Genomic DNA, 14,109 nt, shown 5'->3' on the forward strand with positions numbered 1-14,109 from the left:
ACCAATCTGGAGCACGCCATGACCGACACAGACTCTCCTGTATCAGCCGTTGCAGACTTCCCCCTACCCAATAGCGGCTGGGCGGTTCTCGACGACCGGGTGGTTGTGCGGATCAGCGGCCCGGGCACCGACAAGTTTCTCCAGGGCCAGTTCAGCCAGAACCTGGACGAGGTAACCCCGGATCGCTCCCCGCGAGCGGCAGCGGCGACGCCCAAGGGCCGCGCCTACTGCCTCACCCGCATGGTCCGGGCCGGTGACGACATCCTGATGGACTTTCCCTCCGAGCTCGCTGACGACATCATCAGCCACTTGCGCAAGTACTTGATGCTGTTTCGCGGGACCACCATGGAGCTGGCCCAGGAAACCAGCATCGTCGGGATTCTGGGCAATGAGCTGGCCGAAAAGCTCGCCGAAACTGCAATGGGCAGCCTGAGGGAACCGGGTGACTCTTGCGTACTCCGTGACGGCATCCTTGTGAAAACCCAATCGACAGCTGAAGGCACGGCCCGCTTCGAGTTCTGGCATACCCGGGGTGGCGAAATAACACTACCCGCCAGCGACCGGATGTCGGTGGCAGACTGGCAGGCATCCGAGATTGCGTCGGGTGTCGCCTCCCTCACGGCCGCCACCCAGGAATCCTTCGTGCCACAGATGCTGAACTGGCAACATGTAGGCGGGGTTCATTTCAAAAAGGGCTGCTACACGGGTCAGGAAGTGATTGCCCGCATGCATTTCCTGGGGCAATTAAAAAAAAGCCTGTTCCGGTTCCGTGCGGAAGAGGCGAAAGAGCTGCCCGCCCCCGGAAGCGCTCTGTTTGCTGGCGAGCGATCCGTGGGAGAAGTCGTCAACTCGATCAGATACCGTGACGGCAGCATGGAACTGCTCGCCGTTGTGCGCCACGATGCCTCCGACGCCCCCATTCATCCGGAGGGCCTGCCGGAGGTAGTTCTGGAGCCTCTGCCGCTGCCCTACTCGGTGCCTGAAAGGGAAAAAAGCGCACAATCAGATACATAAGTTGACAGGCAAACGCGCCAGAATTTGCTATTTTGCTATGCAGTAGCTCACATATTTGATTGTTCGGACCGTGACTCGGACATTCCGGCCACTCGTCGAACTCTTTAAGCGGACCTTTACTGACCATGTCGAATATTGTTGAAACCATCAAAGCCGATCTCAACGCAGCTATCGAAAATGACAAGCTGGTGCTGCCCACCCTTCCCGAAGTAGCTCTTCAGGTCAGAGACATTGCGCAATCCGAGGATTCTTCAATAGCGGACCTGGTGAAGGTCATCAGCAATGACACGGCCCTGTCCGCCCGCATTATCCGGGTGACCAATAGCCCGCTGTTCCGCGGCAGCCGCGCCATCGAGAATCTGAACATGGCGGTAAGCCGCCTCGGCATGGCCTATACCAGCAACCTGGCCATGGGTCTGGCAATGGAGCAGATGTTCCAGGCCACCTCCGACATGATCGACAAGCGCATGCGGGCCACCTGGCAGACCAGCACCGAAGTGGCCGGTGTCTGCCATGTTCTGGCGCAACACTACACCAAGCTCAAGCCGGACCAGGCCACCCTTGCAGGCCTGGTGCATCTGATCGGCGTGCTGCCGATTCTGCGCTATGTGGAAGACCAGGATATCCAGATCAGCAGCATCATGTTGGATAATGTGGTCGATGAGCTGCATCCGAAGATCGGGGCGACCATCCTCAAGAAGTGGGATTTCCCGAAGGAGTTGCAGAACGTTCCCCTCGAATACGCCAACTTCAGCCGCCAGGTTCCCGCTGCGGACTATGCGGATCTGGTCATGGTGGCTAATCTGCAGCTGGTTGCAGGTTCAGAGCATCCCTGGAACGAAATGGACTGGACGAAGATTTCGGCGTTTGATCGTCTTGGGTTGGATCCCAATATCGACATGAGCGAGGAAGAGGATCTGAACGCCCAGATGGAAGCAGCCATGGCGCTGCTTCAGTAATTTGTGCTGGGAGTTTGACCGCCCGTCTTCAAGATGGGGTCAGGCTCCCAAAACACGCTGTAAATACATCCCTGTACGCTCGGCTCCGCCATCCATGGCTCCGCACGGTTCTGGGAGCCTGACCCCATCCCGAAGACTACTTTCGGGCAGACCTTCAGCTCTTCTTGTATCTCTCGATCAACTCAGCTTTGCTGGGCAACGCCCAGTTAACGGTGGGCTTTCCCTGCCGTTGCAACCAGTCGTTCGCCTTTGAGAAGTGTTTGCAACCGAAGAAGCCCCGGTAAGCGCTCAGTGGCGAGGGATGGGGGCCATCGAGGACGAGGTGCTTGGTGCGGTCGATGTGCTGGCCTTTCTTTTTGGCGTAGCTGCCCCAGAGCAGGAATACCACGCCTTCCCGTTCACGGTTAATGGTTTCGATGACTTTGTCGGTGAAGGTTTCCCAGCCTTTGCCCTGGTGGGCGCCGGCCTGGCCCTGGACGACGGTGAGGACGCTGTTGAGTAGCAATACGCCCTGTTCTGCCCAGGGTTGAAGGCAGCCGTGATCGGGCGGAGCAATGCCCAGGTCGTCCTGAATTTCCTTGAAGATGTTGACCAGCGAGGGCGGGATGGCCACGTTCGGGCGCACGGAGAAGCACAGGCCGTGGGCCTGGCCGGGGCCGTGGTAGGGGTCTTGCCCGAGAATCACCACCCTTACGTTTTCCAGCGGCGTGCTGTTCAGTGCGTTGAAGCAGTGTTGGCTGGCGGGGAACAGGACTTTGCCGGCTTGCTCCTCGGCAGCCAGGAATTCCGCCAGGCCCTGCATGTAGGGCTGGCGGAATTCTTCGGAGAGATGTTCTTTCCAGCCCCGGTCGGGCCTGAGCTGGCTTGCCAGTACCTCAACCGGGCTCATGGATCACTCCTCGTCTTTGCGGCTTTCAGGCTTTTGTTCTGGGCGCATGGCCGGGAACAGGATGACGTCGCGGATGGAAGCCGAGTTGGTCAGCAACATGGCCAGGCGGTCGATACCGATGCCCTCGCCGGCGGTGGGCGGCAGGCCATATTCCAGGGCCATGACGTAGTCCTCGTCGTAGAACATGGCCTCGTCGTCACCGGCATCCTTCTCGGCCACCTGGGCCTGGAAGCGCTCGGCCTGGTCTTCGGCGTCGTTCAGCTCGGAGAATCCGTTGGCAATCTCGCGGCCTCCCACGAAGAACTCGAAGCGTTCGGTGACGAACGGGTTACTGTCTTTGCAGCGGGCCAGGGGCGACACTTCTTTCGGGTACTCGGTGATAAAGGTCGGTTGCATCAGGCGATGCTCCGCCGTTGCCTCAAAGATCTCGATCTGCACCTTACCCAGACCCCAGCCTTCCTTGAGGTGAATACCCAGATCTTTGGCGACCTGGCGGGCGCTGGCCTCATCTGCCAGCTGCTCGGGCTTGATGTCCGGGTTATAGCGGAGGATGGCATCAACAACGGTGAGGCGCTCGAAGGTCTTGCCGAAGTCGTACTCGATGGTCTCTTCGCTGCCATCCGCCAGGGTGCGGGTGTTCACCACCGTGGTGGTGCCCAGCACTTTCTCGGTGATGGTGCGCAGCATGTCCTCGGTCAGATCCATCAGGTCGTTGTAGTCTGCGTAGGCCTGGTAGAACTCAACCATGGTGAATTCCGGATTATGACGGGTGGAAAGCCCCTCGTTCCGGAAGTTCCGGTTGATCTCGAACACCCGCTCAAAGCCGCCGACGACCAGGCGCTTCAGGAACAATTCCGGGGCAATACGCAGGTACATGTCGATGCCCAGGGCGTTGTGATGGGTCACGAAGGGCCGCGCGGTGGCACCACCGGGAATCACCTGAAGCATCGGGGTTTCCACTTCCATGAACTCCCGGTCGGTGAAGTACTGGCGCATGGCGCTGATGATCTTCGAACGCGCATGGAACACCCGGCGACTGTCCTCGTTGACCATCAAATCGACGTAGCGGTGACGGTAGCGGGCTTCCGTGTCCGTCAGGCCCTTGTGCTTCTCAGGCAACGGACGCAGGGACTTGGTGAGCAGCACGTACTCATCCATGGTTACGTACAGGTCGCCCTTGCCTGACTTGGAAAGGGTTCCACGGACGCCCACGATGTCCCCCAGATCCCAGTGCTTGGTGTCTTTCTGGACATCCTTGGAAGCATAGATCTGGATCCGGCCAGTCATGTCCTGAACCACCTTGAATGCCTTGCGATCCAGCATCATGCGGCCGGCAATGGCCACCTTGATACCCAGGGACTCCAGCTCTTCCTTGGTTTTCTCGCCGTATTTTGCCTGCAGTTCGGCGGCGGTGGCGTCACGACGGAAGTCGTTCGGGAAGGCGTTGCCCTGGTCGCGCATCTCTGACAGTTTGGCGCGGCGCTCGGCAATCAGCTTGTTGTCCTCATGCTGTGCGGCATTCTGAGTTTGATCAGTCATTTTGGCTCACTAGGAATCGGGTTGTCCGGGTTAGCGTGGCAAAGGCGCTGGTTACAGCGCCATCTTCAGGCTGGCTTCGATGAACTTGTCAATGTCACCGTCCAGCACCGACTGGGTATTACTGGTTTCAACCTTGGTACGCAGGTCCTTGATACGGCTGTCATCCAGAACGTAGGAACGGATCTGGCTGCCCCAACCGATATCGGCCTTGGCGTCCTCGGCCTTCTGCTTCTCGGCGTTACGCTCCTGCATCTCGCGCTCAAACAGCTTGGCCTTCAGCTGTTTCATGGCCTGGTCCTTGTTCTGGTGCTGGCTCCGGCCAGCCTGACAGGCCACAACAATACCGGTGGGATTGTGGGTCAGACGCACCGCCGACTCGGTCCGGTTAACGTGCTGACCACCGGCGCCGGAGGCACGATAGACATCCACCCGCAAATCCGCCGGATTGATCTCGATCTCGAAGCTGTCATCTACTTCCGGTGATACAAACACGGAAGAGAACGAAGTATGCCTACGGTTGCCGGAATCAAACGGTGATTTACGCACCAGCCGGTGTACGCCGGTTTCGGTACGCAGCCAGCCATAGGCATAGTCGCCCTGGATGTGAATGGTGGCGCTCTTGATGCCCGCCACTTCACCTTCCATCAGCTCGACAATCTCGGCCTTGAAGCCACGGCGCTCAGCCCAGCGCAGGTACATACGCAACAGCATATTGGCCCAGTCCTGGGCTTCGGTGCCACCGGAACCAGCCTGGATATCGAGGTAGGCGTTGTTGGCGTCCATTTCACCGGAGAACATGCGGCGGAATTCGAGCTTTTCGAGCTCTTTATCAAGGCCCTCAAGATCGGACTCGATCTCGGCAACGGTGCCTTCGTCCTCTTCTTCTGCGGCAATATCCAGCAGGCCTTCGGCGTCTTCCAGGCCGGAGGTGAGGTTATCGATGGTCTTGACTATCAGCTCAAGATCCGCGCGCTCTTTGCCCAGCGCCTGCGCCCGCTCGGGGTCGTCCCAGACGCTTGGCTGCTCCAGTTCGCGCTCAACTTCGATCAGTCGCTCACTACGCTGATCGTAGTCAAAGATACCCCCTGAGCGCTTCAGTGCGCTCACGAAGCTCTTTGATCTTCGTCACAATGGGATTAATTTCCATGAAACCCTTACTCGCTCTTGAAAATGGAGAGTAAAAACAGAGGGCGGAGTTTACCGGAAATCAGTTCGTAAATCAGCCGTGGTTGACCGCTACTTCAGAGTAAGCGGGAGGCAGGCTTGATCAGGATAGCGGCTCGAGATAATCGACCAAAAGCTGAAGATTGGTCCGCCCCCGAAAGGTATTGGCATCCGGCTTATACACCACCCGGGCACCGGTTCGGGTGTAATCCGGCACTTCCGGCCCGGTATTGAAGGCAATGCCGTCAATGATCCCGCCGCCCTCAACCGGTTGCAGAACCAGCTTCAGATGGTTTTCACCGACGATTCTCTGGCCCACCACCCGAAACTCGCCGTCGAACAGCGGCTCCGGGAAATGCTGCCCCCAGGGGCCGGCCCGCTTGAGCAGTGCGGCGGTGTCCAGGGAAAGCTCTTCGAGGGCCAGAGGCCCATCGGTTGTGATGGCAGCCTCCAGGTCTTCGGCGGAGGCGCTGTCTCGCACGGCCCGATCGAAGGCTTCCGAGAAGGCATCCAGATCCGCTTTGGCCAGGGTCATGCCGGCGGCCATGGCGTGGCCGCCAAACTTCTTCAGCATACCGGGATGGCGGGAGTCGACCACGGCGAGCACATCACGGATATGCAGCCCGGGAATCGACCGGGCGGAGCCCTTGATATCCTCGCCGTTGTCATCCGGCGCGAAGGCAATGGTGGGCCGGTGGGTCTGCTCTCGAATACGTGCCGCGAGGATGCCGATGACACCCTGGTGCCAGTCGGGATCGAACAGGGCCAGGCCCCACGGCAGACCTTCAAGATCCAGGGACATGGAAGCAAGCAGACCCTGAGCCTGGGCTTTCATATCCTTCTCGATGGTGCGGCGCTCCCTATTGAAGGTATCCAGCTCCCGGGCCAGGCGCCTTGCTTCGTCCTGGCTGTCGGCGAGAAGGCAGGCAATGCCGATGCTCATATCATCCAGCCGCCCGGCGGCATTCAATCGGGGGCCGACCACAAACCCAAGATCGGTAGAACTGATTGCAGTATGATCGCGGCCGGCGACTTCAAGCAACGCAAGGATACCGGGCCGGGCCTCACCCTGCCTTATCCGGCGCAAGCCCTGCTCTACGAAAATCCGGTTGTTATGATCCAGGGGTACGACATCGGCGACTGTACCCAGCGCCACCAGGTCCAGGAGGCTCCCCAGATTGGGTTCAGGATCCGGGAGTTGATTGCTTTCCCGAAGCCGCTTGCGCAGTGCCGTGAGCACGTAGAACATGACACCAACACCGGCGGCGTTCTTGCTCAGGAATGGACAACCCGGCTGATTGGGATTGACGACGGCATCGGCGTCCGGGAGCTCATCACCGGCCAGATGGTGATCCGTCACCACGACTTTCACCCCGAGCTCTTTGGCCGCTCTGACACCTTCAACGGCGGATATACCGTTATCAACGGTGACCATCAGGTCGGGAAGCTCACCCTCATCGCGCAGCCGCTCAATAATGCCTGGCGTCAGGCCATAGCCGTCGGCAAAACGGCTGGGCACCCGAAAATCAATGCTCTGCAAACCGAGCATTGAAAGGCCAAGCATGGCTACGGCGGTGCTAGTGGCGCCATCGGCATCGAAATCGCCGAGCACCAGAACCCGCTGTTGCTGCTGGATCGCTTCCGACAGCAGCTCAACTGCCCGGTCGATACCTCTCAGCGACAGGGGAGATGCAAGATGTCTGAGAGTGTAACTCAGCTGCTCATCAGAGGTTACGCCACGGGCGGCGTAGAGACGGCGAAGCAACGGAGGCAGGTTTTGCCCCCAGTCCGGGACTATCTCCGGCTGGGGGCGACGCAGGATCTTTTTTGGTGTCATACCCGATCAGGCGTTTTTCCAGTGCTTGGCAATAAACTCCTGAACCCCGGAGATGTCGTTATCCAGCACCGTGTAGCGCTCTTCCCGTTCGAACAGGTCAGCCATGTGAGCTGGCAGAGGCGGCTCCACAGTCAAGCCGGACTCGGCTACTGCATCCGGGAACTTGGCCGGGTGCGCAGTACCCAGGGTGATCATCGGTACCGCCGGATCTCGGCGGCAATTGCGCGCAGCGCGCACCCCGATGGCGGTGTGGGGATCCAGCAGATACTCGTTCTGCTCGTAGATCTCGCGGATGGTGTCACAGGTCGTCTTGTCGTCCACCGCGTCGCTGTCGAACAGCTTCCGGGCGTGTTTCCAGCGGTAATCTTCAATGCTGACCGGGCCTTTGGCTGCATTTTCCAGCAGGGTCTTCACAGCCAGCCCATCGCGACCATGCAGATCAAACAGCAGGCGCTCGAAGTTGCTGGACACCATGATATCCATGCTGGGTGACAACGTGTGCTCGAGCTGATGCTGCTCGTATTTGTTGCCGCTCATGAAGCGGTGCAGGATGTCGTTGCGGTTGGTGGCAATCACCAGCTGTGAGATCGGCAGCCCCATCTTCTTCGCCAGATAGCCGGCAAAGATGTCCCCGAAGTTTCCAGTTGGAACGGAGAACGCCATGCTGCGATCCGGCCCACCCAGGGCGAGGGACGCATGGAAGTAGTAAACAATCTGGGCCATGATCCGGGCCCAGTTGATGGAGTTCACGGCGGCCAGCTGGGTTTTTCCGCCCAGGAACGACTGGTTGCCAAAACTTTCTTTTACCATGCGCTGGCAGTCATCGAAGTTGCCACGCACCGCAATGTTGTGGATGTTGTCCCCCTGAACGGTGGTCATCTGGCGGCGTTGGACTTCAGATACGCGCTGGTGCGGATGCAGGATGAAAATATCCACATGCTCGCACCGGCGGCAACCTTCGATTGCAGCGGAGCCGGTGTCACCGGAAGTCGCCCCCATGATCACCACGTGCTGCTTGCGCTTTTCCAACACGTAGTCCAGCAGGCGGCCGAGCAGCTGCAGTGCAAAGTCCTTGAACGCCAGGGTCGGGCCGCGGAAAAGCTCCATCACCCACTCGTTGGTATCCAGCTGAACCAGCGGAGCGACTGCCTTATGGGCAAAGACCGAATAGGTCTCATCCAGCATCTTGCGGAAGTCGTCTGCCGGGATGGCGTCGTCCACGAACGGATGCATGACCTTGAAGGCCAGCTCACTGTATGGGAGCCCACGCCAGCTACGGATTTCCTCCAGACTGAAATGCGGCAGGGATTCGGGAACGTAAAGCCCGCCATCGGTGGCAAGGCCCGTCAGCAATACGTCTTCAAAACCCAGTGCGGGCGCTTCACCCCGCGTACTGATGTATCTCACGTTCGTACCTGTCAGTTGAAGTTTTCTGCGCGGATGCGGACAACCTGGCCGTCGGTATCGGACAGGGCTTCCAGCTCTTCAATCGCACGGTTGATCTGCCGTTCCTGAACGGTGTGGGTCAGGATGATCACCGGAATCCGACCGTCTTTCAGTTCGGATTCCTTCTGCATGATCGACTCGATATTGATGCCGTGCTCGCTCAGGATGGAGGCAATCTTGGCCAGCACACCCGGACGATCAAGAGCGGTAATTCGCAGGTAGTACGCCGACTGGATGTCCTCCATAGAGAGCACGTCCAGCTCTTCCATGGCCTCCGGTGAGAACCCAAGGTATGGCACCCGCAGGTTGCTTTCTGTTGCTACGGCACGGGCGACATCAACGATATCCGCGATAACCGCGGAGGCGGTGGCCTCATCACCGGCGCCAGGGCCGTAATACATGGTCTGGCCAACGGCATCGCCGTCTACCAGGACTGCATTGAGCACGCCGTCAACCTGGGCGATCAGATGGCTCTGGGGCACCAGGGTCGGATGAACCCGAAGTTCAATACCATCATCACGACGGCGGGCGATACCGAGGTGCTTGATGCGATAACCCAATAGTTCGGCATGGGCAATATCGTAAGGGGTAATCTTGGAGATCCCCTCGGTAAAGCCCTTCTCGAATTGCAGGGGCACACCGAAACCGGCGGATGCCAGAATGGTCAGTTTGTGGGCGGCGTCGATCCCCTCAACATCAAAGGTCGGATCCGCTTCCGCATAACCCAGGTCCTGGGCTTCCTTGAGAACCTCGGAAAATTCCCGACCGGCACGCATTTCCGTCAGAATGTAGTTACCGGTACCGTTGATAATGCCGGCAATCCAGTCAATGCGGTTCGCCGCCATGCCTTCACGTACGGCCTTGATGACCGGAATGCCACCGGCAACACCTGCCTCGTAGGCCACCACAACGCCAGCTTTCTCGGCCGCTTCAAAGATTTCATTGCCGTGGACGGCGATCAGGGCCTTGTTGGCAGTCACCACGTGCTTGCCATTGCGGATGGCCGCGAGTACCAGCTCCCGCGCGGCGTCATAGCCACCGATCAGCTCGACCACGATATCGACACCGGGATCGTTCACCACTTCATAAATGTCGGTGCTGAAAGGCACGTCCCCGAGGTCCATATCCTCGCGGGCCCGTCGACTGGCAATCCGGGTGATCCGGATATTGCACCCGGCCCGGCCGGCAATCAGCCTGGCGTTGCGGGTCAAGACATTAAAGGTACCGCCGCCGACGGTTCCCAATCCGCAGATTCCGACACTGACGTCTTTCAAACTCTCACCTCTGATCCCGAAGGGGTGCTGATGAATTATATTAGGCGGGCATAGTATACCGATTCAGGCCCCACTGAATAAGCCCCGAATCGGATCCAGAGAAAATACCCTGTGACGCAGCCCGGACAATGGATCCGGAAGGTTGTCAGAGCAAGCCCAGTCCTTCAGCCAATCGCTGCGCCGGAACATAGCCCCGCACCATGTTGCCGTCTTCCAGTACAATGGCAGGCGTACCGGTTACGCCAACTCGACCACCCAGCTCAAACTGCTCACGAACGGGGTTTTCACAGCTTGCATCGGCCACCTGTTGACCAGCCTTGGCCGCGTTCATGGCAGCCTGCTGATCATCAGCACACCAGACCGACTCGTACTTCCTGAAAGACGCAGTGTTGGGACCGGACCGGGGAAACCCATAGTAATTGACGGTAATGCCGTAATCGTTCAGCTGAGGCACCTCGTCATGCAGCTTCCTGCAGTAGGGGCAGTCGATGTCGGTGAACACACTCACGACGGCTTTTTCGTTCTTGGCGGGGAAGCTGATGACTCCCTTATCACCAAAGTCCGCCATCATTTCGCGACGGGCCTCAGTGCGAGCTGCCTCGGTGACATTGGCAATGCCCTGCTCGGTGATCTTAAGAAGATCCCCCGTCATCAGATACTGGCCATCCTCGGTCGCGTATATCGTGTCGCCATTGTTGCTCTGAACCTCATAGAGCCCCTTTGCCTCGGACTCTTTCACCGACATCACCTGAAGGCCCGGGACGGCCTGGGTCAGGCGCTCGGAAATCCGGTCTTCGACTTCACCGGCACTGACATTCGCCATACCAAGTGAGCCGAAACTGAAGGTAAGCGCCACGACCGCATGTTTAATATTCATTCTGACAAACAACCTTTTTCAGAGATCAGTTAAAGAACCCGGGCAGTATTGGCACAGGCCGGGAATCAATTCAATGCGACAAGCTCATAAAAGGAAAGTTCACCTCCGGCAGCGCAACCAGTCGGCCTGTCACCCCCTGGGATGATGAGCCTGATGCAGCGACTGAAGCCGCTGACGAGCCACATGGGTATAGATCTGGGTCGTTGACAGGTCCGAGTGCCCAAGAAGCATCTGGACAACCCGCAGATCCGCGCCATGATTGAGCAGATGCGTGGCAAAGGCATGCCTGAGCGTGTGGGGGGACAGATGCTTGCGAATACCAACCCGCACGGCGTAATGCTTGATGCGGTGCCAGAATGTCTGGCGGGTCATCGCCGCCGCCCGATTGCCGGGAAACAGCGCATCACAGGAGCGGCCTTTCAGAAGCTCCGGGCGGGCACTCTTCATGTACTTCAGCAGCCAGTCCACCGCCTCCTCTCCCAGGGGCACAAGTCGCTCCTTGTCACCCTTGCCGGTGATCCGAATGACGCCCTGGCGCAGGTTTACCTGATCAACCCGCAACTCTGTCAGCTCGGAGACCCTCAGACCACAACCATAAAGTATCTCGAGCATGGCTTTGTCCCGAAGTTCGATGGCAATATTCGGGTCCGGTTCGGAAAGCAGTGCATCCACCTCTTCCTCAGTCAGAGAATCCGGAAGACGTCGGGGTAACCTCGGGCTGTCGATCCTGAGGGTCGGATCTTCAGCGATCAGCCCTTCGCGCAGCAGAAAGCGGTAAAAGCGCCGCAGCCCGGACAGCCGCCGGGCTGCTGTGGAGCTCTTGACTCCTTCGGCCAACCCCCGCGACATCCAGGCCAGAAGGTCGGCTCGGCGAACATCCGCCAGCGAGGGCTTACCGGGCTGGCTTTCCAGCCATTCCGCCAATCGCGACAAATCACTTCGGTAGGCCTGCCGCGTCTTTTCGCCAAGCCCATCCTCCAGCCAGATGGCATCAACGAACCGCACAATCAGTGATTCATCTTCCGCTTTCATGGCAAGCTCCCGGACTTCGAACGGTCTATGGCAAGGATAGCGGAACCCCAGACACAAAAAAGGCAGCCCTTGGCTGCCTTTTTCTGCCTGCGATTCAGCGCCTTGCTGATCAGCCCAGCTTTTCCTTGATGCGAGCCGCCTTACCGGACAGGTCGCGCAGGTAGTAGAGCTTGGCCTGGCGAACATCGCCACGACGCTTCACGCTGATGCTGTCGATCAGCTTGGAGAAGCTCTGGAAGGTACGCTCAACACCAACACCGTAAGAGATCTTACGCACGGTGAAGGAGGAATTCATGCCGCGGTTACGCTTGCCGATGACAACACCCTCGAACGCCTGCAGACGCTCACGGTTACCCTCGGTTACGCGAACCTGAACGACCACGGTGTCGCCCGGCGCAAACGCAGGGATTTCCTTGGTCATCTGTTCTGCTTCAAGTTGACTGATGATGTTGTTCTTGCCGCTCATCGTAATGCTCCTGATACCCAATCTGTTAATGCCCTGATCATTCAGAGGCACCCGGTTCGTTCAAAATCTCTTCCAGCAGCTCACGCTCTTCGTCCGTAAACACCCGCCTTTCCAGCAGGTCGGGGCGTCGCTCCCGGGTTCGCCTCAGCGACTGTTTCAGCCGCCAACGCCGGATCTGATCATGGTGACCGCCCAATAAAACATCCGGCACCGCCTGACCTTCGTAAACTTCGGGCCGGGTGTAGTGCGGACAATCCAGCAAACCGTCGGCGAAAGAATCCTGCTCTGCCGACTGCGCATGACCCAGCGCTCCGGGGATGAGGCGTGTAACCGCATCAATGACAGCCATGGCTGCCAATTCGCCACCGGAAAGCACAAAATCACCCAGTGACACTTCCCGATCGACTTCCGTCGCTATCAGGCGCTCATCAACACCCTCGTACCGGCCAGCCACCAGAATCAGTTGCTGCTCAGCAGCCAGCGACTCCACAACAGACTGATCCAGAGTCTCGCCCTGGGGCGAGAGATAAACCACACAGGGTTTGCCGGGTGCTGCTTCCCGCGCCGCACGGATCGCGTCCCGGAGCGGCTGAATTTTCATCAGCATGCCAGGGCCGCCCCCATAGGGCCTGTCGTCTACCGTGCGATGCCGATCATGGGTGAATTCACGGGGATTCCAGCTTTGGAAGGTCAGAAGACCATCCCGGACTGCCCTTCCCGTGATCCCGTAATCCGTTACCGCACCGAACATTTCCGGGAACAGACTGACTGCGCCAATCCACACCCGTCAGAACTCCGGATCCCAGTCCACCACCATGCGCTTTGAATCCAGATCAACATTCTGGACAACTTCGCCCGGCAGATACGGAATCAGACGCTCACGTTGATCGATGGAACCTGCCGTAGCTTGTACCACCAGAACATCGTTGGACCCGGTTTCCATGAGATGGTGCACTTTACCAAGGCACTCATCATCGACCGTATACACATCAAGGCCCTCCAACTGAAACCAGTAAAACTCGCCTTCAGGGAGTTCCGGCAACTCAGCTGTCGAGACCCTGACCTCGGCACCGCAGTATGTGCGAGCCAGATCACGGTCATTGATACCTTTAAGCCTGACGACGATCCCCTGCCCCTGGCGGCGGCCCTCCTCAAGCTTGGCCGGAATACGTTTGCCATCCAGATCGAGCGTCCACTCGGGATAGTTCAGTATTCCTTCCTTGGGGTCAGTGTAAGAGAAGACTTTAAGCCACCCCTTGACCCCAAACACCGAGGTAATCCGGCCGATCACAGTTTCCTGCGAATTCTGTGTCATGCCATAAACCCCGGCGTCAGTGCTGTCTTACTCAGCAGCCTTCAACAGCTGTGCAACGCGCTCACTGGTCTGTGCGCCCTGACCGAGCCAAAATTCAACACGGTCACGATCAACACGCAGGCGCTCTTCCTGGCCGCGGGCGACCGGGTTAAAGAAGCCAACGCGCTCAATGAAACGACCGTCGCGGGACTTGCGGCTGTCGGTGACTGTCAGATGGTAGAACGGGCGCTTCTTGGAGCCACCACGAGCCAAACGGATTGTTACCATTTAACCAATATCCTGTTCTGTTGTACGAAC

The 14,109-nt window shown here is 58.6% G+C and carries 14 protein-coding genes; 2 read left to right on the forward strand and 12 right to left on the reverse strand.

What is annotated here, in order from left to right:
- Positions 1-18: 18 nt before the first annotated feature.
- Together ygfZ and WA411_RS14490 are read left to right on the forward strand one after the other, a co-directional pair.
- Positions 19-1,014: a CAF17-like 4Fe-4S cluster assembly/insertion protein YgfZ gene (ygfZ, locus tag WA411_RS14485; RefSeq protein WP_291909989.1), complete on the forward strand. Its 996-nt coding sequence runs from the start codon at positions 19-21 to the stop codon at positions 1,012-1,014.
- A 125-nt stretch (positions 1,015-1,139) separates the two neighbouring features.
- The gene (locus tag WA411_RS14490; RefSeq protein ID WP_209398735.1) at positions 1,140-1,973 is read left to right on the forward strand and encodes an HDOD domain-containing protein; all 834 of its coding nucleotides are present in this window, start codon (positions 1,140-1,142) and stop codon (positions 1,971-1,973) included.
- 154 nt (positions 1,974-2,127) lie between these two features.
- Here WA411_RS14490 and ung read toward each other — a convergent pair whose 3' ends face one another.
- From ung to rpsP, 12 genes are all read right to left on the reverse strand, one after another.
- Positions 2,128-2,862, reverse strand: a complete 735-nt coding sequence (gene ung, locus WA411_RS14495) for a uracil-DNA glycosylase (RefSeq protein WP_136629328.1) — start codon at positions 2,860-2,862, stop codon at positions 2,128-2,130.
- Between the two features lie 3 nt (positions 2,863-2,865).
- A complete protein-coding gene (gene lysS / locus WA411_RS14500; protein WP_291909985.1) occupies positions 2,866-4,401 on the reverse strand; it encodes a lysine--tRNA ligase in 1,536 nt (511 codons plus the stop codon).
- A gap of 51 nt (positions 4,402-4,452) precedes the next feature.
- Positions 4,453-5,548, reverse strand: a protein-coding gene (prfB, locus tag WA411_RS14505) for a peptide chain release factor 2 (RefSeq protein WP_099045589.1) whose coding sequence is annotated in 2 segments (ribosomal slippage) — positions 4,453-5,475 and positions 5,477-5,548 — 1,095 coding nt in all. Because the reading frame shifts where the segments join, the coding sequence is not laid out codon by codon here.
- A gap of 120 nt (positions 5,549-5,668) precedes the next feature.
- A complete protein-coding gene (recJ, locus tag WA411_RS14510; RefSeq protein ID WP_291909981.1) occupies positions 5,669-7,402 on the reverse strand; it encodes a single-stranded-DNA-specific exonuclease RecJ in 1,734 nt (577 codons plus the stop codon).
- A gap of 6 nt (positions 7,403-7,408) precedes the next feature.
- Positions 7,409-8,809 carry a threonine synthase gene (gene thrC, locus WA411_RS14515; protein WP_069184103.1) on the reverse strand — a complete coding sequence of 467 codons (1,401 nt, stop codon included), beginning with the start codon at positions 8,807-8,809 and terminating at the stop codon, positions 7,409-7,411.
- 11 nt (positions 8,810-8,820) lie between these two features.
- The gene (locus tag WA411_RS14520) at positions 8,821-10,122 is read right to left on the reverse strand and encodes a homoserine dehydrogenase (RefSeq protein ID WP_291909979.1); all 1,302 of its coding nucleotides are present in this window, start codon (positions 10,120-10,122) and stop codon (positions 8,821-8,823) included.
- A 145-nt stretch (positions 10,123-10,267) separates the two neighbouring features.
- The gene (locus tag WA411_RS14525; protein ID WP_209398746.1) at positions 10,268-10,999 is read right to left on the reverse strand and encodes a DsbC family protein; all 732 of its coding nucleotides are present in this window, start codon (positions 10,997-10,999) and stop codon (positions 10,268-10,270) included.
- 129 nt (positions 11,000-11,128) lie between these two features.
- Positions 11,129-12,031: a site-specific tyrosine recombinase XerD gene (gene xerD, locus WA411_RS14530; RefSeq protein ID WP_291909978.1), complete on the reverse strand. Its 903-nt coding sequence runs from the start codon at positions 12,029-12,031 to the stop codon at positions 11,129-11,131.
- A 109-nt stretch (positions 12,032-12,140) separates the two neighbouring features.
- The gene (rplS, locus tag WA411_RS14535; RefSeq protein ID WP_048495327.1) at positions 12,141-12,497 is read right to left on the reverse strand and encodes a 50S ribosomal protein L19; all 357 of its coding nucleotides are present in this window, start codon (positions 12,495-12,497) and stop codon (positions 12,141-12,143) included.
- 37 nt (positions 12,498-12,534) lie between these two features.
- Positions 12,535-13,281, reverse strand: coding sequence for a tRNA (guanosine(37)-N1)-methyltransferase TrmD (gene trmD, locus WA411_RS14540; protein WP_069184099.1), 747 nt, complete (start codon positions 13,279-13,281; stop codon positions 12,535-12,537).
- A 3-nt stretch (positions 13,282-13,284) separates the two neighbouring features.
- Positions 13,285-13,812 carry a ribosome maturation factor RimM gene (gene rimM, locus WA411_RS14545; RefSeq protein WP_222466251.1) on the reverse strand — a complete coding sequence of 176 codons (528 nt, stop codon included), beginning with the start codon at positions 13,810-13,812 and terminating at the stop codon, positions 13,285-13,287.
- A gap of 27 nt (positions 13,813-13,839) precedes the next feature.
- Positions 13,840-14,079: a 30S ribosomal protein S16 gene (gene rpsP, locus WA411_RS14550; RefSeq protein ID WP_069184097.1), complete on the reverse strand. Its 240-nt coding sequence runs from the start codon at positions 14,077-14,079 to the stop codon at positions 13,840-13,842.
- Positions 14,080-14,109: the final 30 nt, after the last annotated feature.

The organism is Marinobacter sp. CH_CUG1437-1 (genome assembly GCF_037029655.1).
Lineage (GTDB): Bacteria > Pseudomonadota > Gammaproteobacteria > Pseudomonadales > Oleiphilaceae > Marinobacter > Marinobacter salsuginis.